We start from the raw sequence: 23,603 nt of genomic DNA, 5'->3' as shown, positions 1-23,603 counted from the left end.
ATGACAAACACTGTAGATTTTATTGGCGTAGGCATCGGCCCGTTCAACCTGAGCATCGCGGCGCTGTCTCATCAGGCCGAAGGTTTAAGCAGCCGCTTCTTTGACGGCCGCCCGCATTTTGCCTGGCATCCCGGCATGCTGGTGCCGGACTGCCATATGCAGACCATGTTCCTGAAAGATCTGGTTAGCGCTGTGGCTCCCACAAGCCCGTACAGCTTTGTTAACTATCTGGTGAAGCGCAAAAAATTCTACCGCTTCCTGACCACCGAACTGCGTACCGTGTCCCGCGATGAGTTTTCCGACTACCTGCGCTGGGCCGCCGAAGGGATGAACAATCTGCATTTCAATCATACCGTTGAGAGTATTGATTTCGACGAGAGACACCAGAGGTTTGTGGTGCAGACCAGCCAGGGCGAAAGCGTTGCCCGCAATATCTGCCTTGGCATTGGCAAGCAACCGCACCTGCCGCCTTGCGTAAAAACGGCGACGCAAACCTGCTTCCACGCCAGTGAAATGAGCCTGCGCCAGCCAGACCTCGGCGGCAAGCGAGTCACCGTGGTTGGCGGCGGGCAAAGCGGCGCCGACCTGTTCCTCAATGCGCTGCGCGGAGAATGGGGCGACGTTGCAGAGATCAGTTGGGTCTCGCGCCGCAATAACTTTAACGCGCTGGATGAGGCGGCGTTCGCCAACGAATACTTCACGCCTGAGTACGTTTCAGGCTTCGTCGGTCTGAATGAAAGCGCGCGCCAGAAGATGCTCGACGAGCAGAAAATGACCTCCGACGGCATCACGGCCGACTCGCTACTGACCATCTATCGCGAGTTGTATCACCGCTTCGAGGTACTGAGGCAACCGCGTAACGCCCGTCTGCTGCCAAGCCGCTCGGTCAGCGGGCTGGAAAGTCGCGGCCAGAGCTGGCAACTGCTGCTGGAGCATCATCTGGATAACGGCTATGACACTCTGGAAAGCGACGTGGTGATTTTCGCCACCGGCTACCGTCCCGCGCTGCCGCAGATACTTTCACCGCTGATGTCGCGAATCGCCATGCGCGATGAGTGCAATTTCAAAGTACGCGACGACTTCACCCTGGAGTGGAACGGCCCGAAAGAGAACAACATCTTCGCGGTCAACGCCAGTATGCAAACCCACGGCATCGCCGAACCACAGCTCAGCCTGATGGCCTGGCGTTCCGCCCGTATTCTTAATCGCGCGCTGGGGCGTGATTTATTCGATCTCAGTATGCCGCCCGCCCTGATTCAATGGCGCAGCGGCAGCCGGGAAAAACCGCAGCCGGAGGCTGCTTCTTTAACTCGCTACACAGCATCTTTGGGCTGATTTTTTCCGCCCGTGTGAAGGAATAATGATGATAAGCAAAAAGTATACGCTTTGGGCTCTCAACCCGCTGCTTCTCGCCATGATGGCGCCAGCAGTCGCTCAACAAACCGATGATGAAACGCTCGTGGTGTCTGCCAACCGCAGCAATCGCACCGTAGCGGAGATGGCGCAAACCACCTGGGTTATCGAAAACGCCGAACTGGAACAGCAGATTCAGGGCGGCAAAGAGCTGAAAGACGCGCTGGCTCAGCTGATCCCTGGCCTTGACGTCAGTAGCCAGAGCCGCACCAACTACGGTATGAACGTGCGTGGCCGCCCGCTGGTCGTGTTGGTTGACGGCGTGCGTCTCAACTCTTCACGCACCGACAGCCGACAGCTGGATTCTATCGATCCTTTCAATATCGACCATATTGAAGTGATCTCCGGCGCGACGGCCCTGTACGGCGGCGGCAGTACCGGTGGTCTGATCAACATCGTGACCAAAAAAGGCCAGCCGGAAACCCAGATGGAGTTTGAGGCTGGCACCAAAAGCGGCTTTAACAGCAGTAAAGATCACGATGAACGCATTGCCAGCGCCATCTCCGGCGGCAATGACCATATCTCCGGGCGTGTTTCAGTGGCGTACCAGAAGTTTGGCGGCTGGTTTGACGGTAACGGCGATGCCACCCTGCTCGATAACACCCAGACCGGCCTACAGTATTCCGATCGCCTGGACATCATGGGCACCGGTACGCTGAACATCGATGAAACCCAGCAGCTTCAGCTGATCACGCAGTACTATAAAAGCCAGGGCGACGACGATTACGGGCTGAATCTTGGGAAAGATTTCTCCGCCATTAGCGGGGCCAGCACGCCATACGTCAGTAAGGGGCTGAATTCCGACCGTATTCCCGGCACCGAGCGTCATCTGATCAGCCTACAGTACTCCAACAGCGATTTCTTTGGTCAGGAGCTGGTCGGCCAGGTTTACTACCGCGATGAGTCACTGCTGTTCTACCCGTTCCCGACCGTAAATGCGAACAAACAGGCGACGGCTTTCTCCTCGTCACAGCAGGACACCGACCAGTACGGCATGAAACTGACTCTGAACAGCAAACCGCTGGACGGCTGGCAAATCACCTACGGGCTGGATGCCGACCACGAGCGCTTTACCTCCAACCAGATGTTCTTCGATCTGGCCCAGGCAAGCGCTTCCGGGGGGCTGAACAACCAGAAGATTTACACCACCGGGCGCTATCCGTCGTATGACATCACCAACCTGGCGGCCTTCCTGCAATCGAGCTATGACATCAATGATATCTTTACCCTCAGCGGCGGCGTACGCTATCAGTACACTGAGAACAAGATTGATGATTTCATCGGATACGCGCAGCAACAGCAGATTGCCGCCGGGAAGGCGACATCCGCCGACGCCATTCCAGGCGGCTCGGTCGATTACGACAACTTCCTGTTCAACGCCGGTCTGCTGATGCACATCACCGAACGCCAGCAGGCATGGCTCAACTTCTCCCAGGGCGTGGAGCTACCGGACCCGGGTAAATACTACGGTCGCGGCACCTATGGCGCAGCGGTGAACGGTCACCTTCCCCTGACCAACAGCGTGAACGTTGGCGACAGCAAGCTGGAAGGCGTGAAGGTCGATTCTTATGAGCTGGGCTGGCGCTTTACCGGCGACAACCTGCGCACCCAAATCGCGGCCTACTACTCGATTTCCGATAAGAGCGTGGTGGCGAATAAAGATCTGACCATCAGCGTGGTGGACGACAAACGCCGCATTTACGGCGTGGAAGGCGCGGTGGACTACCTGATTCCAGATACCGACTGGAGTACCGGTGCGAACTTCAACGTGCTGAAAACCGAGTCGAAAGTGAACGGTAGCTGGCAGAAATATGACGTGAAGGTGGCAAGCCCATCGAAAGCGACAGCCTACATTGGCTGGGCGCCGGACCCGTGGAGCCTGCGCGTACAGAGCACCACCTCCTTCGATGTGAGCGATGCAGAAGGCTACAGCATTGATGGCTATACCACCGTCGATTTACTCGGCAGCTATCAGCTTCCGGTGGGTAAACTCAGCTTCAGCGTTGAGAACCTCTTCGACCGTGACTACACCACCGTCTGGGGGCAGCGCGCGCCGCTGTACTACAGCCCAGGTTACGGCCCCGCGTCCCTGTATGATTACAAAGGCCGCGGCCGCACCTTTGGTCTGAACTACTCAGTTCTGTTCTAAACCGCCCTCCTTGCCCGGCACATGCCGGGCAAATTCACCGAATGTCAATACGCAATCAATAGCATTGAACTATTTTTGAAAATTCAACAATAGGCCGCATCCTTTTATTTTTAATAAACAGGCGATCGCAACATGGGATAATAATCTGAAAGGACATTGTATTTTAGAGAGATGGTATGTCAGAAGGAGTTTCGAAAAAATCCAGATATGAAATTATTGCTATCCTGAGAGAAGAATTCAGGGTTAAGTCTAAACTGGATTTTAGTTTTAACGATCTGAGCTGGCAATCAGATTTACGAAAAGTTGACAGTTCATCTTTTTATATCGATCTCCCTCCCTCTTTTCAGCCTTCGTTATCTGAAAACGGCGATGTCTGTTTTCAGATCCACAGTAAACTTGGCAGGATTGAGTTTGCCACCGCGCAGATAAATACTGAGCACAATAGCCCGGATAATATTTTCCGCTTTGCCATTCCTGAGAGCATAAACATACTGCAACGGCGATCGTCCCCCCGACTTAAGACAAGAGAGAGTTATCAATTCTGTTGTTCTGGTCGTTATAAAAATGGCGTTACTTTTAAACATACGTTAAATGATGTCTCTGACGGCGGGTGTTCTTTCATATCCACCCAATCTCAACTTAAATTTATGCGTAAAGATAATGTGTTAGAAAACGTTGAGATGAGCTTTGGTGAATATGGCAGCGTAATGACTAACTTAAAAATCATCAGCGTAACAGAACTCCATAGCGAAAAATCGTATGAAGAAGCAGATTTCCGCATCTCTTGTATGTTTCAGCATAAAAGTGACGATTATAAACATTACATAGAGAATGTTATCGTCAAATTAATTATTGACAATAAAATTAAAAATAAGATTTTTTTAGTTTAACAGACCGAGAAAACATTGAGTAATTTATTATTTTACACGGATGATAATCTCATTGGGCAATCAATCCTGCATTACATGGTGGACAATGAGATAAATATTACCACGCTGGGCTATCAGGAGATCGCCGGGAGAACCTGTGCCCCTCAGTCGGGTACGATTATTATCAATGTCATTCATAAGGATATCTCTGCGGCCCGGACGGTTGCCTTGCTCAATAGATTACGAATGTATCTCACGCACTGCACGCTGCTCGTTCTGATTGTAAAAAGCGACCTCGCCAGCTTATGCCGTGAACTTCTCGATCTTGAAAATGTACTGATTCTGACGGAAAACGCGTCTTGCTCCGATCTCTCGGCCATCTTGAAACATCCTTTAACGGCCCGCGAATATCAGCGCTTATACACCCGGCGAAAACTCACTACCAGGGAGCAGCAGGTGCTGGCGCTAATGATTGCCAGCCATAACAATAAACAAATAGCAGAGCTTCTCAATATTGACTATAAAACAGCCCACACTCACAGAGCGAGTATTATGAGAAAGTTAGGCATGAATAACTCGCAAGTGATGAACAAAAGAATCGTCAATATGTTTCGATGCTAAACATATTAAATGTGCAGATGACCAATCAAAAACCGATAATTAATTGTTAACCAGCCCCCTGTCAATCATTTTCACCGACAAAAATATCACTTATATTAATACCACCTCCTCCCACCGTTGACCTGATTTCTGACGAGATATAATGGACGCACTTATGTTTTTCAATCATAATTTGTCACGTAGCGATATATCCGTTCGATATGTCTTCCAAAAAATGTTTTCACCTCTCGGGGCGCTTGTCGCCGTTGAGTGCCTGAGCCGCTTTGACCATATCCCTGTTTCTCCAGAAGAGTTATTTCGTTATGCCAATGCGGACTTACGGGAAAGTATCTTTATGGAACAACTGGCGTTAATAGAAAAACATAAAGCGTGGTTTATAAAAAACAATGTTTCTGCCACGATTAACGTTGACGACCATATACTCAGCGTCCTGCTACGGCCAGAAGTGAAAGCGAAAGTCAAAGCACTGGGCTGCGTTCACTTTGAAATCACGGAAAACTCTAACGAACTGTTGAATAACTCTCTCGCCGCCTGGTGTGATTCCCACAGCACCCCACTCTGGCTCGATGACTTTGGCGCTGGCTACGCGGGAATTAACGCGATTCGCGGCTATCATTTTGATTATGTCAAAATCGACAGAAACTTCTTCTGGCATTTAATGCAGAAAGAGTCTGGTCGGCCATTGATGGATGCGCTGGTCACTTTCCTTTCCCGTAACCAACATAATGTGATTATTGAAGGCGTCGAAAGCGAAGCGCATAAGAAATGGTTGCAGGGTATGGAGTGGTTTGCCATTCAGGGGCATTACTGGAAAGAAGTCAGTATTGAACAACTGGTCAAAGAAGAGATTACGGTTTAAAAAAGCGAAAAAAATGCCGGAAGACTCCGGCATCAAAATCAACCTTCACACGCAAGAAATCAGTTATACACTAACTCCCAGGTTGCCCAACTGGTCAACGGGCCACTGGTCGCTTTCTCCGGCGCTGGCGTAACGTAACCGATGTAATAAGTAAACACACCGCCGCTTACCGCTTTTTCCACCAAAGGCACCCGGTTTTGCTGCGGGTCAGCCGGAACAATTTTGTTGCTTTTATCCAGCGTATTATTGTCGTTGGTCGACAGCGCCAAAAAAATATGGCTGGCCCCATCCGCTCGTGTATTCGCCAGATAACCGGCATTTTCGTTGCCGACGGTATTGACCGTGAATCCATCAATCCAGCGCACACTTACCGTACTGATCTCATCGTTATTCGCAGCGCCACCATCATGACGTAACTGACAGTTCGACAATTCCAGGGTGAAGGATTGCGGTTTCATAAATGCGCCCGCGCCACGGGCATGTACTTCCGCGAGGCTTACCGGAGCCAGCCAGACGCTACCGCTGCCCGCATTGTTGCCCCCGTTGAGTGCCACGCTACAGGAGATATCCGTTACTCGCCCTGCGAAGTCCACCCGTCCGCGATCGTAATTGGTTTCAAATCCCCACGCTGAAGAGGCGACAAGCATTCCGCTTATCAGGGTCAACTGAGTGAGTCGTCTGATATTTTTATACTGTGCTGAATCACGCATACCCACCTCCCGAATTAATCGTACGTCAGGTTAAAGATCATGTGCGACTCCACCTCACCGGTACTTGTGGTCGATGCGTATTGATAGAAGCGTGCACGATAAGGCAATGTAATGTAACGGGTTTCCTGGGTCTGCAAGGTGCCGATATTATATTTCTTGCTAAATTCCAGCGGGGTGCCATCTTTCAGTACCTGGACGCCAATCCCTTTCGCCGCAGCGTTTCCGCTTTTTTCGTTGATGAGCACGCCCTGAGCGGCAGTGGTGCTTGTCGCCAGGTTGCCGGAAAATGTCGTATGGATATTGGCGAAACCGGATTCACTTACGCCGCCGCTGCACTGCAACTGGATATTAAAATCTTTACCTCCCGCCGTGGTGCCAACGCCATTCAGATCGCTGCGCTTAATCGTACCGATATCAACGTTCATATTCTTACCGCTTAACACGGTACAGGAGGGCGAGACGACGGTGATGGCATTGGCGCTGAGGAACGTTTCAAGGATCGGGTTACTGCCGTTTTCCCAGTCATAAGAGGTATATTTCCCCGCCGCCAGGGTGCCACTGCCGGTCACGCTCGCAGTTTTAATCACTTCCAGCGTAAAACGGGAGCCTTCCAGTGAATAACTGGTCTGCCTGTTGGCATAGGAGGAGTAGACATCCGGGTAGACAATATTGACCGTTGCGCCACCGCGACTAAAACGCAAGCCGATGCCGTCTACGTTTGTCGAATAAATTTTATTCCCCAGGTCGGTGGCTCCGGGCACGACAATTTTCGCCGCAAAACGGTTAGTACCGGCTGAACAGCTATAGCTTGCTCCACCCGACGCCGACATTGTCCAGTCACGGGACACAATCACTGAGCCCACCGGCAGATCCGGCGGAACAACCACTCGCCCGATGGCCATGTCTAATGTCACCGTCGGCTGTGAAAGGCGCGAGCAGAAAGCCCATGCCGACGTTGTCCCCAGCGCCATTAATCCAATAAAAAGCGTCAGTCTTTTACTCAGCGACATAGCGTTTCCTTTGTTTTTGCCTGACTCAGATCCACCGTACATTGCCCGCCATTCCACTTAACCGTGGCCTTTGACGCGCTGGCGTCGCTGATAAACATCATACTGCCCTGCCCCACAACACCGATCTCTTTTCCGCTCGGGTCAAAGATCGTGGCGGCGAACGGCAACGGCAGGCCATTCGCCTGGCGCGCCTGCACCGTGATGTTGTTTTGCACCGTGGTATTGAAAGCAACTTTAACTACGCTCCCCTCCCACGGCACAACCTGCGCCACGGTACGATCGAAAGCGATATCGTCATTACTGCCTTTCGGGTCAATTTCAACGGCGTTAATCCGGTAAGGCCGCAGATACGGCAGAATGGCGTAGCCGTTGCTGTCAATGCGGGTCCCCGGCGAACCTGGCAACATGGCGCCTGCGGCATCTTTCGCTTCGATCAGCGCCATCGTGGTGCCGCTTTCCGGCGAGAACACCACGCCGTGCTGATGGGCAATCAGCGTCCCGCTGGCGCCCAGACCGCTCTGACGATACCCTTCGCCCTGGCTATAACTGCCATTCAGCGTAGTCCACGGGGTACGATAGCTGCCGTTCAGCGCCACATCGTGCTGGCCTCCAGTCGCGGTGGTGGTCGATACGCCGTAGTTGAGGTTGTTTTCACTGTCCAGCGAGCCGTTGACGCCAATCTGCGAGCTGGCGAAGTGCGAGTTGTTGAACGAGGTATTTGACGTCAGATTCGCGGTGCGATTCTCGCCGAACCACAGCGGGTAGCTAAAGTTGAGCGAAACGCGATCGTCGCGACGATGACCGGAGCTGTCCGGCGTATAGACGCGCTGAGCGCTGACCGACCATGAGAGGCGACCGAACATATTGTTATAGCTGAGCTGATACTGCTTCTCCGTGCCTGAACGGTTCCAGTAATCCGAAACCCGACCGCTTAAGTAGAAACCGCCCCAGCCGTCCGGCAGGTTCTGGTTTACGGTAAAGGTCATGCTGTTTTTCTGTCGCCACACGGTGTAGTTGCTGTTGTGGTTCTTTTCCTGATCGACGGCGTACAGCGCATCGTTCAGGTTGTAGTAGCCTTTGGTGGAGTACCGATACGCCGCCAGGACAATACTGGTCTGCGTTTCGGTGAACATACGGTTAAAGGTGGCGCGGTAGCTCTGACCATGCTCGTCAAGGGTATCGCTCTTTAACCGCGAATGGGTGACATCGAATGACAAGGCGCCGACGCCGGTGTTCATCCCGGTCCCCAGCAGGAATGCCTGATAGTCATCAAAACCGGTCACGCCAGCATAGCCGGTGAACAGGTTATTTAAGCCCTGTTGCCAGGTCGCCTGGTAGAGCATCGGCTTATTGCGCAGCGAACTATCATCAACCTTACCGGCAGAGAGCGCATAGCGGGTCATCCCCGGACGCAGTAATTGCGCTACCGAGGCATAAGGCACGCTGAACACCTGTACCGAGCCATCGGCTTCTTTTACTGAAACCTCAAGGTCGCTGCCATAGCCGGAAGGGTAAACATCCTGTAACGTAAACGGCCCCGGCGGTACGGTGGTCTGATAGATAATATTGTTGCCCTGACGTACCGTCACCAGCGCGTTACTTTGCGCCACGCCGCGAATTTCCGGGGCGTAGGAACGCATACCGTCCGGGAACATATTGTCATCGGTCGCCAGATTTACCCCTCGCAGGCCGATGGTGTCGAAAAACTCACCGTTGGTAAAAATCTGCCCACCGCTGACAATCGAGTTAATTTGCGGAATCGGACGTTGCAGGTAGGTCTGGTTGCTGTTCCAGTGCGCCTTCCCCTGCTGTTGTTGCCAGTTCAGGTTACCAATGTGTTTGAGCAGCCAGCCGTCCCAGGAAAGACCCGCGTTAACGCCAAGATAGGCGCTGCTGTTATCTGACCCGTTGGCCGATGACGTGTGGCTGTTCCAGGCGTTAGCCATCCAGCCTAAATTCAGCGCCGCAACGCCTTTATCCCAGAACTCCGGGCTGACAAAATTCTTAAAGCGCTGATCTTCGTAGATTTGCGGTACGGAAATGTCCAGCCTCAGAGAGGACTGGATCAGGTTGTCGCTGACATTTTCTTCGTTACGCCACTCTTGCAGTCGTCCGCAATAGCCCTCTTTCGCGCTAAGCTGTGGGTTAAATTTTTCTGGCGAGATACCGTATTGCATCAGCATCGCTTTGGTGTAGCAGACGCCCATTTTGCCGTCTTTTCCACGGGTGATATTCAGGTCGTAGCGGCCTTTCCACTCACCATTGGTATACACATCAAGTGAGTAAACGCCCTCGGAGATAGCGCTCGTGGAAAAGCGCGACAGATCGACCTTTTCGCGACTGCCGACAATAAAGCCATCGTTAAACTGATAAACCGTTCCTGGGTTTTCCTGGCCGCTTGAAAATGGCGGAAAGCAGTACAGTGCAATCGCAATTGCCGTACTTAATCTTTCCGGGCGGATTGACCTCTGCTTCATGATCGTTTCCCTTATTTAACGGCAACTTTCACTGCGACATCTGCGCCATAGTCATTAATGTTGTTAACAGTCAGGGTCTCGCCTTTGTTCACTGTCGAGGAAAGTGCGATGGTCTGACTGGACTGTGGGGCAAACATCACCGTTTTGCTGTTCAGCGCTTTGCCGCCGTCACGAGAGATACGGCTTACGGTGATATAAAAAGGCGTGGGATTGTTGACGGACAGACTGCTACCGTTGGCGGAAAGCACCAACTTTTCCGCTGCCGCATCACGGTTGCCTAATCCATTCGGACGATAGATAAACTTAAAGCGAGAACGAATCGCCAGTTGCAGAATATTCTGCCCTTCATTTTTCTGGTTAGCCTCTACCGGCGGAATTTCCAGAAGGTTCAGCCACCATAATGTCTCTTTATCTTTAGCGAGTCCTGCATTGCTGCCGAGCTTAATACGCAAAGTCTGACCGCTTTTAGCGTCAACGCGGGAAATAGGTGGTGTAATAATAAATGGCGTAGTAATCGTATCCGGCGTTGCATCGGCATTACCGTTATCCAGCCAGGCTTGTGCCAGTGCCGGACGATCTGCGGTATTAGAGAGCTGCACCGTTATTTCTTTTTCATTTCCTGGATAAATAAAGCGGGTGCCATTAACAATAATGTTATTAGCATTAGCCGCAAAACTAAAAATGAAACAGAAAAAAAGGGCAATAAGCTTCATGCTGACCTCTGAATAAAAAATAAGCGGCAGCAGCGGCCGCTTTATTATTGTTTTATACCGCCCCGGCGCGAGGCGGTTTTATCTCTCAGCCGATATTACTGGTAGGTAATTTCGTAAGTCGCATAGCTATTGACCACACCGGTTGTCACGCTGTCAGGCGTGCTGGTGGCATAACCAACATAGTAAGTGAAACGCGCGCCATCCTGAACGGCAGTCGCGTCGCCAGTCGCTTTCGGTTGAGCGGTGTCTCCCGGGATGATTTTCTTGGTCAGCGCGGTGGCATTATCGGTAGACAGAACCAGCTGGATATTCTTCGCGCCAGCCGCTTCCGTATTGGCCAGGTAGCCCTGTTGTTTGTCGGAAGCGCCCGCCAGCAGGTTGCCGCCGGTCCAGTTCACACCCAGTTTGCTCACGTCATCCTGTGGATCACCATTCGTCGCCTGGCAGTTAGAAACATCGATGGTGAAAGATTTTGGTTTCAGATAGGTATCCGCAGTCGCAGCTTTAACTTCCGTTAACGTTACCGGAGACAGATAAACATTAGCATCGCTGCCCTGGCCGTTTACGGAAACAGTACAAGATACGTCGGTAACTTTACCGAAGAAATTAACCTGACCGCCGCCGACATTAGTATCAGCAGCATTTGCCGCAGCCATGCCAAAAAATGCAGTCGCGATTGCAGCAGAGAGAAGAACCTTTTTCATTGCCATTTCCTTGTCAGAGTGAATTAAGTATCAATGAGCAAACAGTGAGTTCACACAAAAATCAGAAGCGATATGCGATTCTTACTTGTGCGACTGTTAATAGAAACTTCGACTGACCGGAAGCTGCTATATTTAAGGTATCAAAAACGAACTCGATAAAAACTCGTTGATGCTGTCGGCGTCAAAGAATGCTATTTCGGAGTCAAATATACATTTTTTCATATCTTGATTGAGGCCGTTTAACAGGATTACACCTATTAATCCTCACCTGAAAAATAGAAAAATCCACTCAATGGCATATTGCTATCTTAAAACTTCTACAATTTCTCTCTGTACTGCCTGTCAGTGCTTCACCAATATTGCCAAATAAGATAACCGGTTAAATTCGCGGCGAACCCGGCAAAGAGAAGCCGTTATTCTCCGGTCATAAAACGGAAAGCCAGAGGTTTGTTGCCGATCGCAAAGCGCAAGTGTTCCCCGACGCTGAATCGTCCTGTTCTGGAAAAATCGGAGGAGGATGATGGCGAGAAGCATACCCGGTGAATATACCAACACTATACCAAGTGTGACGGGGGTCGTTGAAAGGGAGTGAACTAAGTGCTTGAATAGTGGCGGAGAGAGGGGGATTTGAACCCCCGGTAGAGTTGCCCCTACTCCGGTTTTCGAGACCGGTCCGTTCAGCCGCTCCGGCATCTCTCCGTTCTGGTGGTTGCCATGATGCCAGGTAATTTGGCATTTTAACAGACCCTGTTCCTGCAATTTTGTTCAAGTGACGAGTTTGCGAGCAAAACGATGATTAAGTGGCCCTGGAAAGTACACGAAACAGACCAGAATGCGGCCTTGCCGTGGGATGACGCCCTGGCAATTCCCCTTCTGGTCAACCTGACTGCGCAAGAGCAAGCCAGATTAATTGCGCTGGCCGAGCGTTTTTTACAGCAAAAAAGGTTGGTCGCTCTTCAGGGATTTGAACTGGATGCGTTGAAAAGCGCGCGTATTGCGCTGCTTTTTTGTCTCCCGGTGCTGGAGCTGGGCATCGAATGGCTCGATGGCTTCCATGAAGTGCTGATCTACCCTGTGCCTTTTGTTGTGGATGATGAATGGGAAGATGATATTGGTCTGGTGCATAACCAGCGCGTTGTCCAGTCCGGGCAAAGCTGGCAGCAAGGCCCAATAATTCTGAACTGGCTTGATATCCAGGACTCCTTTGATGCGTCCGGCTTCAATCTGATTATCCATGAAGTGGCGCATAAACTTGATATGCGCAATGGCGACCGGGCCAGCGGCATCCCGTTGATTCCTCTGCGCGAAGTGGCCAGTTGGGAGCACGATCTCCACGCGGCCATGAACAATATTCAGGATGAAATTGATCTTGTGGGTGAAACCGCATCCAGCATTGATGCTTACGCAGCAACCGACCCTGCTGAATGCTTTGCGGTTCTGTCAGAATACTTCTTCAGCGCCCCGGAACTGTTCGCCCCGCGTTTCCCGGCATTGTGGCAACGTTTTTGTCAGTTTTATCGCCAGGACCCCTTACTGCGACTGCGTGATAACCCAGAAGAGGACAATATACCGACATCACACGTCCATTAAATCGTGGTTTTGAAGATTAATTAACCAATTGAAATGACGTGCGAATTTTACTGTTGACACGTTACAGAGCGGTCAGTATTATTCGCCTCGTTCACACGATTCCTCTGTAGTTCAGTCGGTAGAACGGCGGACTGTTAATCCGTATGTCACTGGTTCGAGTCCAGTCAGAGGAGCCAAATTTAAAGAAGCCCGCTTTTTAGCGGGCTTTTTGCTTTATATCTGATAATCAATGACCGCCTCATCCGACTCCATCACCTGCCGCTTAATATCTTCGACAGACAGCCCCGCATTACACAACTCAATAAACCGCCAGACGTAGTTGCGCTGTAACTGTCCGCGCTTCAGCCCCAGCCAGACGGTATTGGCATCAAATAAATGTCGGGTATCAAGACGCGTCAGCGCCCCCTCTTCCTGCTCGCCGCTGGATTGCTCGGCGACCAATCCAATCCCCAGCCCCAGAGCAACGTACGTTTTGATCACATCAGAATCCTGAGCGCTCAGGACAATATCCGGCAACAACCCTTTGCGGGAGAAGGCTTCATCAATACGGGAGCGCCCTGTAATGCCCTGACGATAAGTGATTAGCGGCCAGTGCGCGATCGCTTCCAGCGTCAGTGGCGAGGTCTGCACCAGGGGATGATCGCGAGGTACTAATAAACTGTGGTGCCAGCGAAACCAGGGAAAGGCCACCAGCAACGGATCATTACTCAGACGCTCACTGGCAATGCCGATATCCGCGCCACCGTTTTGCAACAGCCCCTCTATCTCCTGCGGCGTGCCCTGAATAAGCTCCAGTCGGACTTCCGGGAAAATCTCGCGAAAGGCTTTGATCACTTCCGGTAAACTATATCGCGCCTGGGTGTGCGTCGTGGCAATGGTCAGTACGCCAGATGTATCATTGGTGAACAGGTCGGCCAGTCTGCGAACATTGCTGGCCTCATTCAGGATGCGCTCGGCGATGACCAGCAGCGCCTTACCCGGTTCTGTCATCCCGAGCAGGCGCTTGCCGCGCCGGATAAAAATTTCAATACCGAGCTCATCTTCAAGCTCGCGAATATGCCGACTCACTCCCGACTGAGAGGTATAAAGCATATTGGCGACTTCAGTCAGGTTGTAATCCTGACGGGCCGCCTCGCGGATGATTTTAAGTTGCTGGAAATTCACGCTTCGCTCCGAAGACATCAGACATGACGCTATTGTTAAAGTCTGAAGCCCGGCATAACAAATAATAAAAACCTGCATCTTATACCGCGATGGAATAACGCTTAGCTCACCAGCAGAAGCTCACGGTTTTCCAGCATAGGGCGGCTCACCAGCGACATCAGGATCTCTTTCACTGCCTGTGCCTGCGGCGTCAGACTCCCCCTCGCCGACATATTCAGCGACAGCGGTAAACTCATCGACGGCGTGGTGATACGCGCCATCCAGCCATTTGCCGCGCCGCTTAACGATCGGGCTGCCGACTCCGGTAACACCGTCACCCCCATCCCACTGGCGATAGCCGCTGTTAATGTCGCGATGGATTCGATTTCGCCAATCACTTTTGCGGTCAATCGGCGTAAGGAAAAGGCTTCATCCACGCGCGAACGAACGGCGCTATAGTCGCGAGGAAGGAAAAGGTTCATCTCCGCAACCGCCGTTAAATCCACGCTCGGCCCAGGGCAATCCCGGGTTCCCACCAGAAAAAGATCTTCTTTCAGCAGCGGCTGGCTGGTAATACCGGCCACCGGAGAACGTTCATAAAGAACCGCCATATCAAGTTGGCCGCTGAGTAATTTATCATTCAGCACCACCCCGCTGTTTTCATGCAGGTAGACCAACACCTCTGGCAATTCCGCCCGCACGGCCTGTAGCAGCGGCATCGTCACCGACGAGGCAGCCGTTCCCGGCGCCAGACCAATAGACACCTGCCCCCTCAGCGTTTGCCCGACGTTATTAACCGCCAGCTGTGCCTGTTCACACTGACGCAAAATCGTTCGCGCATGGGTATACAGGATTTTTCCTGCTTCAGTCGGCGTCACGCCGCGCTTTGTCCGAATCAACAATTGCTGATCCAGTTCCCCTTCCAGCGTAGCGACCTGCTGGCTGAGTGCGGGTTGCGCAATGTGTAATACTTCCGCGGCCTGCGTCAGGCTACCGATGTCGACGATTTTCACAAAGTATTTCAGTCGTCTGAAGTTCATTTTGCCTCCTGTCAGGAATACCAGTCATGATACTGGCTGTCATGTTATGGAGGATTTTGCAAAAGGCTTGCCAGTTTCTGGCCGACGCTGATTTTTATGCTAACCTGCTGTCAAATAAGAGAATGTGATTACAAGACAACGTTTTTAACGTTAACAACAGTTTCCGATCTGCCCCATAAGAGGTACGTTTGCACCAGAATGGCGCAAAATAGCGGCCGAATGAAAGATCATCGCTTTGTTGATTTTGTCAGCAAACGAACGCGCAATCGCATTTCACCCTTTGACAATGATCGTGAGCGTCGTTAATATGCGCCCCGTTCACACGATTCCTCTGTAGTTCAGTCGGTAGAACGGCGGACTGTTAATCCGTATGTCACTGGTTCGAGTCCAGTCAGAGGAGCCAAATTTAGAGAAGCCCGCTTTTTAGCGGGCTTTTTGCTTTTCTGTACTCCGAACAACCACAATCAGGTATACGTTCCAGCCGCTTACCGTTTCTGGCCGTCATATTGACGACGTTCTGGCGAGCAATACAATAATAAACAAACCGCCAATACCCGCCGTAATAATGCCGACAGGCAGTTCCTGCGAGGTCAGCAACGTTCGGCTGACAATATCGCCGCCGCACAACAGCACAGCCCCCCAGACACCACAAAGAGGCAGTAAAAGCAGATGCTTAACGCCAGAAAAGTACCGACACAGATGTGGCACCATCAGCCCAACAAAGCCGATCACTCCCGTCAGTGCCACTAAGAAAGAGGTCGCCAGCGCGCAGCACAAGAAAATTTCCATCCGCAGGCGGCTGACGTTAATCCCCAGCGATAACGCCGTCTGCTCACCGGCCAGCATGCCATCCAGCGCACGCCATCGCAGCAGAATAAAAGCGCTCAGTAATATCAGGCTCAGTAAGGCGAAAGGCAGATTGCCCCAACTGGCTAATCCCAGGCCGCCCAGTGACCAGAACAGCACGGAACTGGCGGCACGTTGATCGCCAGAAAAAATGAAATAGCTGGTCAACGCGCCAAACAGAAAGGAGATAGCAAGCCCACTGATAATTAACTGCTCAGCCCCGCGTTGCTTTTTGAAGTGGAACAGTAACATCACCGCCATAGCGGAGCAGATCCCACCAACAAATGCCGATACGGGGAGCGTCAGCGTGCCAAGCTGATTGCCGAATCGGGTAATGACCAGCACCGCGCCCGCCGATGCGCCCGATGACAACCCGAATAAAAACGGATCGGCAAGATCATTACGTGTGGTGGTCTGCAACAACGCGCCCACTATCGCCAGCCCTGCCCCTGTAAGTACAGAGAGGAGCGTCCTCGGCACGCGTAAATCAATCACAATTCTGCTGACCATATCCGATACCGGCACATCTGCAATCCCTATCGCCCCCAACACCTGCAACAGCGATAACGAAACAGCGCCTTTGGCAATACTGAGTAACATTAATCCTGCCAGTACCACCACCGCGCTCCACATCGCCCAGTAGTAACGGTACGAAGTGAAACTCATTGTGCAGCCGTCTGATACATGGCCCGAGCCAGTTTTTCTACTGCTTTGACATTCGCAGGGCCTGACGTCAGTTCAGCATATTGCAGCTTCAGATAACGTTGGTGTTTCACCGCTGGCGTGAGTTTCATCAACGGGTGATTTTCCAGGAAGTGACGAAGCTCATCAGCCCCACTTCCCGTTTGATAATCCAGCAGAATGATAAAGTCCGGCTCAGTGGCAGCCACACTTTCCCAGGAAGTTGTGCCCCAACTGATATCCAGCGCCTCCATCGCATTTTTACCACCAGCCGCTTCAATAATGGCGTCAGGCATCGCGTATTTCCCGCTGGTAAAAGGTTTATCCTCTCCTGAATCATAAACAAACACGCTTAATGGTCGGGTTCCTTTCGGCGGTTTGGGCAGCGCCTCCAGCGTCTTTTTCCAGCGATTAACCAGCGCCCGAGCTTCATCTTGCTTACCAAAAATCTTCCCCAGCGTCAGTACGTCATTATAAAGTAGATCCATACTGGCTTTACGCTTATGTGCGGCAGTAAAGACGCAACTTTCGCTCAGAACAAAAGTCTTGATGCCATATTTATTGAGTGAAGAAGGCGTCACTTCACCCCCTACTTTCATGCCATAATTCCAGCCTGCGAAAAAGAAATCTGGATTAACCGCCAGCAATGTTTCCAGAGAGGGATATTTCGGTGCCAGTTCAGGGATCGACCCCATTGCTTTTTTAAATTCCGGCGTCATTTTGTACCACCCGCTGATACCGGTCAGACCGACGATACGATCCTGTAAATTCAGAGCGAACGCCATTTCAGACATATTAAGGTCATTAATAATCGCTCGCTTTGGCGGTTCCGTGAACGTCACGGGGGTTCCACAACTTTCTATGGTGACAGGAAAATCCGCAGCCTCTACTGCCGATACCGACAAAATAGCAACCATGCCTGCAAGCAATTTTTTCATCACAATCCTCAGATAGTTATTATGCATAGCCAGGAACTTCAAAAATACGTAGCGCTTTCCCCGTATCAGGGTGTGGTACGGTAAAGCAGGTCAACCCAAAAACGGGATAAAGGTTTTCAGACACCAGCACACGCTCCGGTGTGTCGCAGAGCACCATTCTTCCCTGTGACAGAAGAAGAACGCGGTCAGCAAAAGATTCAATCAGCGACAGATCGTGCAATACCGCCACCACCGTTATCCCCTTGTTTTTCACCAACGAAAGCAGTTCCACCCGACCGGAGGGATCCAGATGGTTGGTTGGCTCATCAAGCAGCACCAGGCTCGGCATCTGAGCTAACACCCGCGCCAGCGCCGCCCGCTGCCTTTCTCCGCCAGAAAGCGCGGACAGCGACCGCTTTCGCAACGCCAGTAATCCCGTCTCTTTAATGGCCTTCGTCACGATGGCATCATGCCTGTCGCGTGGTGCATCCCCGGCGTGCGGGATACGCCCCAGCGCCACATAATCCTCAAGAGCCAGCCTCAGATCGGGCGTATCATTTTGCGCCAGAACGGCGATCTGCTTTGCCCGCTGCTGCCGCGACAGCGCCGAAACAGACCGGCCCAGTAGCTGAATATCGCCCTTCTGAAGGGGGAGTTCCTGACTTATCGCCCTCAGTAAAGACGTTTTACCGCTGCCGTTAGGCCCAATAACGGCCAGGCATTTCCCTTCCTCAACCTCAAAGCGAATTGCACAAAGCAGTTCTCCGCCTCCGGGTCGCTGTAGCGACGCAATATTGACGCTCAGAGCACTCGCCGGGTTATCACTGGATGCGACGAATTGCACAATACTTAACCTCTTCCATGATCGAACCATTAATTGGATATGTTATATCATAACAATTAACGTTAACAACCCTGAGATACAAGGCGATTTCAACCGGGCTCCGTACTATTTTTCATCTTGCCCCCGCGTGACGGATAAAATCATTTTCTCTTTCCGTCTGTCGCGGTAGTCTCATAAAAGCCGTTAATATGTCGGCAGCAATATGAGTCATCATTTCTCCATACTAATAACTAAAAAAACAGCACAGACAGGATAACTATGGATTCCACCCTCACCTCCACGCGTCCCCAGGATGAGACGCCTTCGCTTAATCGCGCGCGCCGCGCCGCATTAGGAAGCTTCGCTGGCGCAGTCGTCGACTGGTACGATTTTCTGCTCTATGGCATCACCGCTGCCCTGGTGTTTAATCGTGAATTCTTCCCGCAAATCAGCCCGGCGATGGGTACACTCGCGGCGTTTGCCACCTTCGGCGTTGGCTTTCTGTTTCGCCCGCTGGGGGGTGTGATCTTCGGCCACTTCGGCGATCGTCTGGGCCGTAAGCGTATGCTGATGCTGACCGTATGGATGATGGGTATCGCTACCGCACTGATTGGCATCCTCCCTTCTTTCGCCACTATAGGCTGGTGGGCGCCGGTACTACTGGTGATATTACGGGCTGTTCAGGGTTTTGCCGTCGGTGGCGAATGGGGTGGCGCGGCATTGCTGTCGGTTGAAAGCGCGCCGGAGAACAAAAAAGCGTTTTACAGCAGCGGCGTTCAGGTGGGTTATGGCGTAGGGCTGCTGCTCTCGACCGGTCTGGTCTCGCTGATCAGCACGCTGACGACCGATGAACAGTTTCTGAGTTGGGGCTGGCGCATCCCATTCTTGTTCAGCATTATTCTGGTGCTTGGTGCCTTATGGGTGCGCAATGGCATGGAAGAGTCCGCCGAATTTGAACAGCAAAAACAGGAAACACCACCGGCGAAAAAACGCTTGCCGGTTATGGAGGCGTTGAGCCGCCACCCTGGCGCATTTCTGAAAATCATCGGCCTGCGCCTGTGCGAGCTGCTGACGATGTATATCGTCACCGCGTTCGCCCTGAACTACTCCACCCAAAATCTGGGCCTTCCGCGTGAGCTTTTTCTGAATATCGGTCTGCTGGTGGGGGGACTAAGCTGCCTGACGATTCCCTGCTTTGCCTGGCTTGCGGACCGCTTCGGTCGTCGGCGCGTCTATATTACAGGTGCCTTAATCGGTACGCTCAGCGCATTCCCGTTTTTTATGGCGCTTGAAGCCCAGTCAATCTTCTGGATTGTGTTCTTCTCCATCATGCTGGCCAATATTGCTCATGATATGGTGGTCTGCGTACAGCAGCCGATGTTTACCGGCATGTTCGGTGCAGGTTATCGATACAGCGGTGCCGGAGTCGGTTATCAGGTCGCCAGCGTCGTGGGCGGCGGGTTCACTCCCTTTATCGCCGCCGCACTGGTCACCTTCTCCGATGGGAACTGGCACAGCGTTGCCATTTACCTGCTGGCAGGCTGCCTGATCTCTGCCGCTACGGCGCTGTTGATGAAAAATAAACCACACGTCTAATCCCTGTACGGGGGCCGTCTGGCCTCCGTCTGTTCTTACGCAACGTCTGACTTTTGTTTCACATTCCTGTGACATACTATCGGGAGAGCAGTACACCTGTGGAACAAGGAGACAGACATGAATAATAAGGGCGCCGGCCTGACCCCGTCTCAGGCGCTGGATAAACTGGACGAACTCTACGAGCAATCGGTTCAGGCTCTGCGTAACGCAATTGGTAAGTATGTTGAAAACGGGGAGCTTCCAGACATTACAGCCCGAAATAATGGCCTTTTTGTTTACCCATCGCTTTCCGTCTCCTGGAGCGGCAATGCGACGAATCCCCCCAAGACCCGCGCCTATGGCCGCTTTACCCATGCTGGCTGCTACACCACAACCATCACCCGTCCTGCGCTGTTTCGCCCTTACCTTGAAGAGCAATTAACGCTGCTGTATCAGGATTATGACGCGCATATCGCGGTTGAACCGTCCCATCATGAAATTCCGTATCCTTATGTCATTGACGGTTCCGAGCTGTCGCTTGACCGCTCCATGAGCGCCGGATTGACGCGCTTTTTCCCCACCACTGAACTGGCGCAGATTGGCGACGAGACCGCAGATGGTCTGTTCCACCCCGGTGAGTTTTATCCGCTCTCTCACTTCGACGCGCGCCGTGTCGATTTCTCGCTGGCGCGACTGCGTCACTACACGGGGACGCCGGTTGAACATTTTCAGCCCTTTGTTCTGTTTACCAACTACACCCGCTATGTAGACGAATTTGTGCGCTGGGGATGCAGCCAGATTCTGGACCCGGACAGTCCCTATATCGCACTTTCCTGTGCTGGCGGGATCTGGATCACCGCAGAAACCGAGGCTCCTGAAGAAGCCACCTCCGATCTGGCATGGAAAAAACACCAGATGCCAGCCTGGCACCTGATTACGGCTGATGGCCAGGGGATTACGCTGGTGAATATTGGCGTCGGGCCGTCAAACGCCAAAACTATTTGCGATCACCTGGCGGTACTGCGCCCGGACGTCTGGCTGATGATTGGTCACTGCGGCGGCCTGCGTGAAAGCCAGGCGATTGGCGACTATGTGCTGGCGCACGCCTACTTACGTGACGATCATGTGCTCGATGCCGTACTGCCGCCCGATATTCCCATCCCCAGCATCGCAGAAGTTCAGCGCGCACTGTATGACGCCACAAAAATGGTGAGCGGTATGCCTGGCGAAGAGGTTAAGCAGCGGCTGCGTACCGGTACGGTCGTCACCACCGATGATCGTAACTGGGAGTTGCGCTACTCCGCCTCCGCATTGCGTTTCAACCTGAGCCGCGCCGTCGCCATTGATATGGAAAGCGCCACAATTGCCGCCCAGGGCTATCGCTTCCGTGTACCTTACGGCACGCTATTGTGCGTCTCCGACAAACCGTTGCACGGTGAGATTAAACTTCCCGGCCAGGCTAACCGTTTTTATGAAGGTGCAATTTCGGAGCACCTGCAAATCGGCATCCGCGCCATTGATCTGTTACGCGCAGAAGGCGATCGCCTGCACTCACGTAAACTGCGCACATTCAACGAACCGCCGTTCCGTTAAGGCATGAAGGTGTCTATGAGCAACCCAACTCCCCTTTCCGCCCTGCGTAATCTCCTGATTGCGCAGGGGCTGGATGGCATGATCGTTCCTCGCGCCGATGCTCATCAAAGCGAGGACTGTACGCCACACGATAATAAACTGGCCTGGTTAACGGGCTTTAGCGGTTCTGCCGGACTGGCGTTAGTGCTTCGCGACCGCGCATTGCTGTTTGTGGATGGCCGCTACCAGGTTCAGGCCCGCGCCGAAGTCGATCGTAATGATTTTGAAATTCATCACCTGCATAACGAGCCGCTTGCGGAGTATTTGCAGGAACAGGTTGCCTCCGGCGCACGTATTGCCTTCGAACCTCTGCTGATGGTCAACAGCCAGTTTGAGACACTCTCAGCTACCCACTGCGAACTGGTGGCGTTAGACAGCGATCCGTTCGACGTTGTATGGCAAAACCGCCCCGCCGCCCCCTGCGGCATCATCCGGGAAATGCCCGTTGAAATCAGCGGTGAAAGCAGCGCGCAGAAACGCGCGCGCATTCTCGACGAACTGGCAAAACAGCAGGCGGATTACCTGCCGATCACCCTGCCGGATAATATCGCCTGGATGCTGAACGTGCGCGGCAGCGACCTCAACATGGTGCCTGTTCCCTTCTCGTTTGCGTTATTGCACCGCACGGGCGAACTGGAATGGTTCGTTGATGAAAAGAAAACTCAGCCGTTACCTGCAAGTTTGCTCAGCACGCTGACCATTTCCCCGCCGGGTGAGTTCCTTGCACGCTGTCAGCAACGCGCGGCCGGAAAGCGTTTCCTGGTTGATAAAGATTTCGCCCCGGTCGCCCTGCGCTTCGCTATTGAGCAGCATGGCGGTGACGTCATCTGGTCAGCAGATCCGATTACGCTAATGAAAGCGCACAAGAACGAAACCGAGCTGGCAGGATACCGCGAATGCCATGAGCAGGACGGCGCCGCCTGGGTTAATTTCCTCGCCTGGCTGGCGCACGAAGTGCCGCTGCGTGAAGCCGCAGGCAATCCGATAACGGAGCTGGAAGCCCAGGAAAAACAGCGGGCTTATCGCCAGCAACAACCGGGATTTCTTGAGCAGAGCTTTAACACCATTTCTGCATCGGCAGGCAATGCCGCCATGTGCCACTATCATTCAAGCGAGAAAACAAACGCGCCAGTCACAACCCAGGAGATGTACCTGAACGATTCGGGCGGTCAATATCAGAATGGTACGACAGACACGACCCGTACCCTCGCATTTGGGCCGCAGGAGCCGCAGCGTCGGTTACACTACACCGCTGTGTTGAAGGGCTTTTTGTCGCTGATTACCCTGCAATTCCCCAGCGGAACTCAGGGACACCAGCTTGACGCCTTTACCCGCCGGGCGCTTTGGGATCTTGGTCTGGATTACGATCACGGTGCGGGACACGGCGTAGGTCATCAGCTATTGATTCATGAGCAGCCGCACCGTATCGCCAAAAAAGTGAACCCCTGGCCGCTGGTGGCAGGCAACATCATTACGATAGAGCCGGGCTATTACCTCGCCGGACAATACGGTATCCGCATTGAAAATCAGGTCGAAATTGTCGAAAGCCGCCCAGGTTTCTGCAAATTCTCCACACTGACGCTGGTGCCGATCGACTTAAGTCTTGTGGAATTACATCTGCTTAGCGAGGCAGAAAAACTGTGGATTGATGAGTATCATCAGCAGGTAAGAGAAACATTATCCCCTCGCGTAGAAAGCAACGCCCGCCCGTGGCTGTTCGCCGCTACCGCTCCCATACGGGTGCGCGCAAGTTAACCCTGTATGCTGAAAACCAAAAGCCCGCTAAAAGTGGGCTTTTTGGGTAGAGGGTCGGGTTTGTGCCAGGAGCAGT

The 23,603-nt window shown here is 52.6% G+C and carries 19 protein-coding genes and 3 tRNA genes; 11 read left to right on the top strand and 11 right to left on the bottom strand.

The window, feature by feature from the left end; genetic code table 11:
* From iucD to FD428_RS08625, 5 genes are all read left to right on the top strand, one after another.
* Positions 1–1,335, top strand: coding sequence for an NADPH-dependent L-lysine N(6)-monooxygenase (gene iucD, locus FD428_RS08645; RefSeq protein WP_114848777.1), 1,335 nt, complete (start codon positions 1–3; stop codon positions 1,333–1,335).
* 25 nt (positions 1,336–1,360) lie between these two features.
* On the top strand, positions 1,361–3,562 hold the full coding sequence (iutA, locus tag FD428_RS08640; RefSeq protein ID WP_012131873.1) for a ferric aerobactin receptor IutA: 2,202 nt from the start codon (positions 1,361–1,363) through the stop codon (positions 3,560–3,562).
* 176 nt (positions 3,563–3,738) lie between these two features.
* Positions 3,739–4,452, top strand: coding sequence for a flagellar brake protein (locus FD428_RS08635; protein WP_114848157.1), 714 nt, complete (start codon positions 3,739–3,741; stop codon positions 4,450–4,452).
* Between the two features lie 75 nt (positions 4,453–4,527).
* Positions 4,528–5,052, top strand: coding sequence for a helix-turn-helix transcriptional regulator (locus tag FD428_RS08630; RefSeq protein WP_114848158.1), 525 nt, complete (start codon positions 4,528–4,530; stop codon positions 5,050–5,052).
* A gap of 142 nt (positions 5,053–5,194) precedes the next feature.
* Complete coding sequence (locus FD428_RS08625) at positions 5,195–5,911, top strand: EAL domain-containing protein (RefSeq protein ID WP_058669307.1); 717 nt, start codon at positions 5,195–5,197, stop codon at positions 5,909–5,911.
* Positions 5,912–5,970: 59 nt separating this feature from the next.
* Here FD428_RS08625 and FD428_RS08620 read toward each other — a convergent pair whose 3' ends face one another.
* From FD428_RS08620 to FD428_RS08595, 6 genes are all read right to left on the bottom strand, one after another.
* On the bottom strand, positions 5,971–6,621 hold the full coding sequence (locus FD428_RS08620; RefSeq protein ID WP_104868514.1) for a fimbrial protein: 651 nt from the start codon (positions 6,619–6,621) through the stop codon (positions 5,971–5,973).
* A 14-nt stretch (positions 6,622–6,635) separates the two neighbouring features.
* Complete coding sequence (locus FD428_RS08615; protein WP_114848159.1) at positions 6,636–7,631, bottom strand: fimbrial protein; 996 nt, start codon at positions 7,629–7,631, stop codon at positions 6,636–6,638.
* Complete coding sequence (locus FD428_RS08610) at positions 7,622–10,108, bottom strand: fimbria/pilus outer membrane usher protein (RefSeq protein WP_012131867.1); 2,487 nt, start codon at positions 10,106–10,108, stop codon at positions 7,622–7,624. The genes FD428_RS08615 and FD428_RS08610 overlap by 10 nt, the downstream gene beginning before the upstream one ends.
* Positions 10,109–10,119: 11 nt before the next feature.
* Positions 10,120–10,821: a molecular chaperone gene (locus FD428_RS08605; RefSeq protein ID WP_012131866.1), complete on the bottom strand. Its 702-nt coding sequence runs from the start codon at positions 10,819–10,821 to the stop codon at positions 10,120–10,122.
* Between the two features lie 95 nt (positions 10,822–10,916).
* Positions 10,917–11,525, bottom strand: a complete 609-nt coding sequence (locus tag FD428_RS08600) for a fimbrial protein (RefSeq protein WP_114848160.1) — start codon at positions 11,523–11,525, stop codon at positions 10,917–10,919.
* A gap of 609 nt (positions 11,526–12,134) precedes the next feature.
* Positions 12,135–12,224, bottom strand: a tRNA-Ser gene (locus FD428_RS08595).
* Positions 12,225–12,317: 93 nt separating this feature from the next.
* Here FD428_RS08595 and mtfA point away from each other — a divergent pair.
* Both mtfA and FD428_RS08585 read left to right on the top strand, forming a co-directional pair.
* On the top strand, positions 12,318–13,115 hold the full coding sequence (mtfA, locus tag FD428_RS08590; protein WP_012131863.1) for a DgsA anti-repressor MtfA: 798 nt from the start codon (positions 12,318–12,320) through the stop codon (positions 13,113–13,115).
* Positions 13,116–13,215: 100 nt separating this feature from the next.
* Positions 13,216–13,291 (top strand) — tRNA-Asn (locus FD428_RS08585).
* 37 nt (positions 13,292–13,328) lie between these two features.
* Here FD428_RS08585 and cbl read toward each other — a convergent pair.
* Together cbl and nac are read right to left on the bottom strand one after the other, a co-directional pair.
* Positions 13,329–14,279 (bottom strand): HTH-type transcriptional regulator Cbl, encoded by a 951-nt coding sequence (gene cbl, locus FD428_RS08580; protein WP_024130225.1) that lies wholly within the window; start codon positions 14,277–14,279, stop codon positions 13,329–13,331.
* Positions 14,280–14,380: 101 nt separating this feature from the next.
* Positions 14,381–15,298: a nitrogen assimilation transcriptional regulator NAC gene (gene nac / locus FD428_RS08575; protein ID WP_047462844.1), complete on the bottom strand. Its 918-nt coding sequence runs from the start codon at positions 15,296–15,298 to the stop codon at positions 14,381–14,383.
* 327 nt (positions 15,299–15,625) lie between these two features.
* Between nac and FD428_RS08570 the strand changes: the two genes are divergently transcribed.
* Positions 15,626–15,701: transfer RNA gene (locus FD428_RS08570), tRNA-Asn, on the top strand.
* Between the two features lie 98 nt (positions 15,702–15,799).
* On the opposite strand, the gene FD428_RS08565 is transcribed toward FD428_RS08570, so the two are convergent.
* From FD428_RS08565 to FD428_RS08555, 3 genes are read right to left on the bottom strand one after another with little or no spacing between them, the layout of a single operon-like run.
* Positions 15,800–16,810 carry an iron ABC transporter permease gene (locus tag FD428_RS08565; protein WP_114848161.1) on the bottom strand — a complete coding sequence of 337 codons (1,011 nt, stop codon included), beginning with the start codon at positions 16,808–16,810 and terminating at the stop codon, positions 15,800–15,802.
* Positions 16,807–17,763 (bottom strand): ABC transporter substrate-binding protein, encoded by a 957-nt coding sequence (locus FD428_RS08560; RefSeq protein ID WP_114848162.1) that lies wholly within the window; start codon positions 17,761–17,763, stop codon positions 16,807–16,809. The genes FD428_RS08565 and FD428_RS08560 overlap by 4 nt, the downstream gene beginning before the upstream one ends.
* A gap of 19 nt (positions 17,764–17,782) precedes the next feature.
* Positions 17,783–18,616 carry an ABC transporter ATP-binding protein gene (locus FD428_RS08555; RefSeq protein ID WP_223849104.1) on the bottom strand — a complete coding sequence of 278 codons (834 nt, stop codon included), beginning with the start codon at positions 18,614–18,616 and terminating at the stop codon, positions 17,783–17,785.
* 228 nt (positions 18,617–18,844) lie between these two features.
* Here FD428_RS08555 and shiA point away from each other — a divergent pair, with 228 nt between their 5' ends.
* The 3 genes from shiA (at position 18,845) to FD428_RS08540 (ending at position 23,527) form a co-directional block, all read left to right on the top strand.
* Positions 18,845–20,161, top strand: coding sequence for a shikimate transporter (gene shiA / locus FD428_RS08550; protein ID WP_114848164.1), 1,317 nt, complete (start codon positions 18,845–18,847; stop codon positions 20,159–20,161).
* Positions 20,162–20,278: 117 nt separating this feature from the next.
* Positions 20,279–21,733, top strand: a complete 1,455-nt coding sequence (locus FD428_RS08545; RefSeq protein WP_012131819.1) for an AMP nucleosidase — start codon at positions 20,279–20,281, stop codon at positions 21,731–21,733.
* Between the two features lie 15 nt (positions 21,734–21,748).
* Entirely contained in the window at positions 21,749–23,527 is a 1,779-nt protein-coding gene (locus tag FD428_RS08540; RefSeq protein WP_114848165.1) for an aminopeptidase P family protein, read from the top strand.
* The last annotated feature ends 76 nt before the right edge of the window (positions 23,528–23,603 follow it).

Origin of the sequence: Citrobacter sp. TBCP-5362 (genome assembly GCF_005406305.1) — a bacterium.
In the GTDB taxonomy this organism is placed as follows: domain Bacteria; phylum Pseudomonadota; class Gammaproteobacteria; order Enterobacterales; family Enterobacteriaceae; genus Citrobacter_B; species Citrobacter_B koseri.
This window is presented reverse-complemented; position numbering and strand designations above follow the sequence as displayed.

Excerpts from the sequence above, each read along its gene's own strand:
- iutA (WP_012131873.1), top strand. The coding sequence starts at position 1,361 with ATGATGATAAGCAAAAAGTATACGCTTTGGGCTCTCAACCCGCTGCTT.
- FD428_RS08625 (WP_058669307.1), top strand. The coding sequence starts at position 5,195 with ATGGACGCACTTATGTTTTTCAATCATAATTTGTCACGTAGCGATATA.
- FD428_RS08610 (WP_012131867.1), bottom strand. The coding sequence starts at position 10,108 with ATGAAGCAGAGGTCAATCCGCCCGGAAAGATTAAGTACGGCAATTGCG.
- FD428_RS08620 (WP_104868514.1), bottom strand. The coding sequence starts at position 6,621 with ATGCGTGATTCAGCACAGTATAAAAATATCAGACGACTCACTCAGTTG.
- FD428_RS08545 (WP_012131819.1), top strand. The coding sequence starts at position 20,279 with ATGAATAATAAGGGCGCCGGCCTGACCCCGTCTCAGGCGCTGGATAAA.
- FD428_RS08635 (WP_114848157.1), top strand. The coding sequence starts at position 3,739 with ATGTCAGAAGGAGTTTCGAAAAAATCCAGATATGAAATTATTGCTATC.
- FD428_RS08560 (WP_114848162.1), bottom strand. The coding sequence starts at position 17,763 with ATGAAAAAATTGCTTGCAGGCATGGTTGCTATTTTGTCGGTATCGGCA.
- shiA (WP_114848164.1), top strand. The coding sequence starts at position 18,845 with ATGGATTCCACCCTCACCTCCACGCGTCCCCAGGATGAGACGCCTTCG.
- FD428_RS08630 (WP_114848158.1), top strand. The coding sequence starts at position 4,528 with ATGGTGGACAATGAGATAAATATTACCACGCTGGGCTATCAGGAGATC.
- nac (WP_047462844.1), bottom strand. The coding sequence starts at position 15,298 with ATGAACTTCAGACGACTGAAATACTTTGTGAAAATCGTCGACATCGGT.
- FD428_RS08615 (WP_114848159.1), bottom strand. The coding sequence starts at position 7,631 with ATGTCGCTGAGTAAAAGACTGACGCTTTTTATTGGATTAATGGCGCTG.
- FD428_RS08540 (WP_114848165.1), top strand. The coding sequence starts at position 21,749 with ATGAGCAACCCAACTCCCCTTTCCGCCCTGCGTAATCTCCTGATTGCG.
- FD428_RS08600 (WP_114848160.1), bottom strand. The coding sequence starts at position 11,525 with ATGAAAAAGGTTCTTCTCTCTGCTGCAATCGCGACTGCATTTTTTGGC.
- FD428_RS08565 (WP_114848161.1), bottom strand. The coding sequence starts at position 16,810 with ATGAGTTTCACTTCGTACCGTTACTACTGGGCGATGTGGAGCGCGGTG.
- iucD (WP_114848777.1), top strand. The coding sequence starts at position 1 with ATGACAAACACTGTAGATTTTATTGGCGTAGGCATCGGCCCGTTCAAC.
- FD428_RS08555 (WP_223849104.1), bottom strand. The coding sequence starts at position 18,616 with ATGGTTCGATCATGGAAGAGGTTAAGTATTGTGCAATTCGTCGCATCC.
- mtfA (WP_012131863.1), top strand. The coding sequence starts at position 12,318 with ATGATTAAGTGGCCCTGGAAAGTACACGAAACAGACCAGAATGCGGCC.
- FD428_RS08605 (WP_012131866.1), bottom strand. The coding sequence starts at position 10,821 with ATGAAGCTTATTGCCCTTTTTTTCTGTTTCATTTTTAGTTTTGCGGCT.